Genomic DNA, 3,292 nt, shown 5'->3' with positions numbered 1-3,292 from the left:
GGGGCGGGGTGGTGGCGGCCGGTGCCCGTACGGTGGCCGGGCCCGTCCGTGCCGCCGCCGAGGTCCGTTCCGGTGGCTCCGGTGTCCTGGGCCGTGTCGGTGTGCGGGTCCGTGCTGTCGTCCGCGTTCGTCCCGCCGCGCGGGGCCCTGGTGCCGCTGTCCGTTCTGTGGGCCGCCGTCCTGTGGGCCGCCGCTCCGTCGGCCGCCGTTCTGTCGGCCGCCGTTCTGTCGGCCGCCGTTCTGTCGGCTGCTGGCCTGTCGGCCGCGGCCGGGGTGCCGCCCGTGCCGAGGGCCAGGCCGTGCAGCACCCAGTCCTGTCCGGGGGCGCCACCGAGCGCCGCGCCGAGGTCGGCCTGTTGCCAGGAGCCGACGGGGCGGGAGCGCAGCCCGAGCACGCCGGCGACGAGTTGGGCGTGGCCGATCGCATAGCCGGCGGCGAGATGGTCGGCCCGGACCCGGCGCGCGGCCACGGCGCCCGAGCGACCGGGGGCGCCCGTGGGGCCGGCGCCGTTCGGCCCGCTGTGGGCGAGGAGCACCGCTCCGGCGTCGGCGAGCCACGCCTGTCCCGCGGCCCAGGCGGCGAGCGTGGGCCGCGCCTCGCCGTCTGCGATCCGCCGCAGTACGGGGCCGTCGTGGCTGCCGAGCGGGTCGTGAGGGCGCCGGGCGCCGCCGAGGACGTACAGCCCCGGCCGGGGCCCGCCCGTCGCCACGCACCAGTGAGGCCCGTCGGGGCAGGCGCTCGCCGCGGCCGCCAGTACTGCGGCGAGACGGTCCGGTCCCGGCTCCCCGGCCAGGGGCGGGGCGGCGCTTCTGCGGGCGGCCAGGGCGGCACGCAGAACGGAGGGAGAGGCCACGGTCCGCGGCGGCCCGGCGGCCCACCAACTGGGGGGCGCGGCCGTCGTACGGGTCAGCGCGCGCAGGACGGCGTCCGTACGGCACGTTCGCGCGTCCGGTGCGAGCCCGTGGGGCACGAGGGCGCTTGCCGGCGGCAGTTCGGCCCACGGCGCGAGCGGCCCGGCACCCGTACGGTGCCCCGGAACCGGCCTCGCCCCGCCGCGCGCCCCGTACGGGTCGGCCGGCGCGTCCTGGGCGGCCCCGGAGGAGCGAGGCGTCACCCGCACTGCGGCCAGGGGGTGTTCGGTCGGCGTCCCGGGGTGGCTGTCCGGCCACGCCCCGGGCGCCGGCAGGCCCGCCGCCGCGGCGAGCAGATCCGCCCCGGAGTCCAGGCAGACCTCCGCCGCGCAACCGTGCCCGAGCGCGGCCAGGGCGACCGCGGCCGCCGCGTGCCCGGCGTCCAGGAGCAGCAGTGGCCAGGCGCGGTGCCCGTAGTGCGCGGCGGTGCGCCGGGCGATGACGGTGAGCACCACCACGAGTCCGGGCGCGGGCCGGGTCGGGCCGGGTCCGCGGCGCGTGAGCCGGTGGCCGAGCGGCTCGTAGGCGTAGCGGCCGGGCGGGACGGGGCAGCCGGCGCCGACGAGGAGGTGGGCCCGCACGGGGTGCAGCGCGCCGGCGGAGGGGTGCGGGCGCAGCCGGCCGCGCTCCCCGCCGGCGGCGGCCGGGTCCGCGGCGAGGGAGTGCCGCAGCAGCTGGTCGAGGTCGACGGCGTCGCCGGGCCGTCGGCCCGGAACGCCCCTTGTCCGGCCGCCCCAGCGGGGGCGCGCGGGGCCGGCGGGGGTGTCCGGGCCCACGGGCCGCGGTGAGCGCGCGTCGGCGAGCGCGCGGGCGAGCAGTACGGCGTCGGCCTCCGGCCCGCTGTCGAACGGGTGCGGCGGCGAGGGGCGTTCGCCCTCCGTGCCCCCGGGGGCCGCCGTGGCGCGCCCCGTACGGAGCTCGCTTCCCGTCCCGTGAGTGGTCATCTCGTCACCCGCCCTACATGTGCGGGGGCGGGGCGAGGGTGACGTCGTCCGGGCCGCTGGGCGGCGTGGTGCGCCAGCCGCGGGCGACGGCGGCGTCGGCGAAGCGCGGGCAGCCGAGGTACGCGAAGGCGGCGGGCGCGTTGGGCACCAGGCCGGTGACCAGGACGCGGGCCACCCGCAAGGGCGTCTCGGCGACGTCCGGGGTGGTCAGGTCGAAGCCGACGACCCGGTGACCGCCGTCGGCCAGCCGACGGCGCAGGAGGTCGCGCGAGCCGTGCGGGATGGCCGTGACGGGGACGGTCTCCCCCGGGTCGGTGAAGCGGCGGGCGAGCGGGGCGAGGCGGTCGTCCAGCCACACCTGCACGTGCGCGCCCAGGTCGCGCACGTGCTCGAAGTGGGGCCCGGCGTCGTCGAGATAGCGGCGGTCGGCGCGGTGGTCGAGGTAGAGGCCCCGGGCGAGCATGCCGCGCTCGACGGCCTGGAACACCCAGCCGTCGGGGTCCGTCAGGCCCTGGGTGAAGACCCAGGTGTGCACGGCTTCGAGGACCGCCTTGCGGACGGCCTCGGCCGGGTCGTAGCGGCAGGCGAAGCCGGCGGCGTGGAGGCCGCGCGCGGGGTCGTGCACCAGCGCGGCCACCGTGGGCACCCCAAACTCGGACGGCATGGCGACGGCCCAGGCGCGCAAGGGCAAGCCGGCCAGGTCGGCGGCGAGGCCGGGAACGCTGTCGAGGTCGATGCCGAGGGCCGGGCCGTCGAGGTGCCACCACAGTTCGAGCGCGTCGCGCTCCACGATTTCGAGCAGCGCCCGCTCCTCGGCGTCGTCGAGCCCCTGGCCGGTGGCGATGCCCGCGTAGTTCAGGTGGTGGGTGCGGGGCATGGCCCGCAGGTCGCCCTGGCGCCAGTTGAGGTGGGTGAGGGCGACGGGTGCCCAGCACTCGCGGTGGGTGCCGTCGGGCAACCGTTCGGTGCCCGCCGTCCACAGCGTCTCCGTACTGCCGGTGAGCCGCCGGTACGGGAAGCGCGGGCGACCGTACTGCCAGTCGGCGTACGAGGGGAGTTCGTCCGGGGCGAGTACGGTCCGCCCGGCGACCACGAGGCGGTCGGCCGTGGTGACGGTGGGCGCCCCGGGTTCGCCGGGGGGCGGCACCCGGTTCCCGCAGTACCGTTCGACGGCCTCGGCGATGGCGGCGATCCGGGCGCCCTCCGGGTCGCCGAAGGTGGTGCCGAGCGAGACCCGGTCGGCGGGCCACGCCCCCAGGCGCCGGGCGTCGGCAACGTCGGCGGTCATGGCGGTGTAGCGGGCGGGGGTGCCCGCCGGGTGGTCGACCGGGGCGACGGAGCGGATGACGCCGCACACGGGGTCGATGCGGCGCAGGCGGCGGTCGCCGGGCACCGCGCCGGGTCCGCGGTGGCCGCCGTCCAGCGCGCGGAGCAGG

At 79.3% G+C, this 3,292-nt stretch carries 2 protein-coding genes; both read right to left on the bottom strand.

Features of this window, described 5'->3' with window-relative positions; genetic code table 11:
- A partial coding sequence (locus ACSNOD_RS29870) for a hypothetical protein (RefSeq protein WP_436770207.1) occupies positions 1–1,856 on the bottom strand: 1,856 nt, incomplete at its 3' end.
- Between the two features lie 13 nt (positions 1,857–1,869).
- Positions 1,870–3,249: a YcaO-like family protein gene (locus tag ACSNOD_RS29865; protein WP_436770208.1), complete on the bottom strand. Its 1,380-nt coding sequence runs from the start codon at positions 3,247–3,249 to the stop codon at positions 1,870–1,872.
- Positions 3,250–3,292: the final 43 nt, after the last annotated feature.

Source organism: Streptomyces sp. URMC 123 (genome assembly GCF_051386515.1).
Classification (GTDB): Bacteria; Actinomycetota; Actinomycetes; order Streptomycetales; family Streptomycetaceae; genus Streptomyces.
The sequence above is the reverse complement of the archived record's forward strand: the minus strand, read 5'-3'. Positions and strand labels throughout refer to the sequence as shown.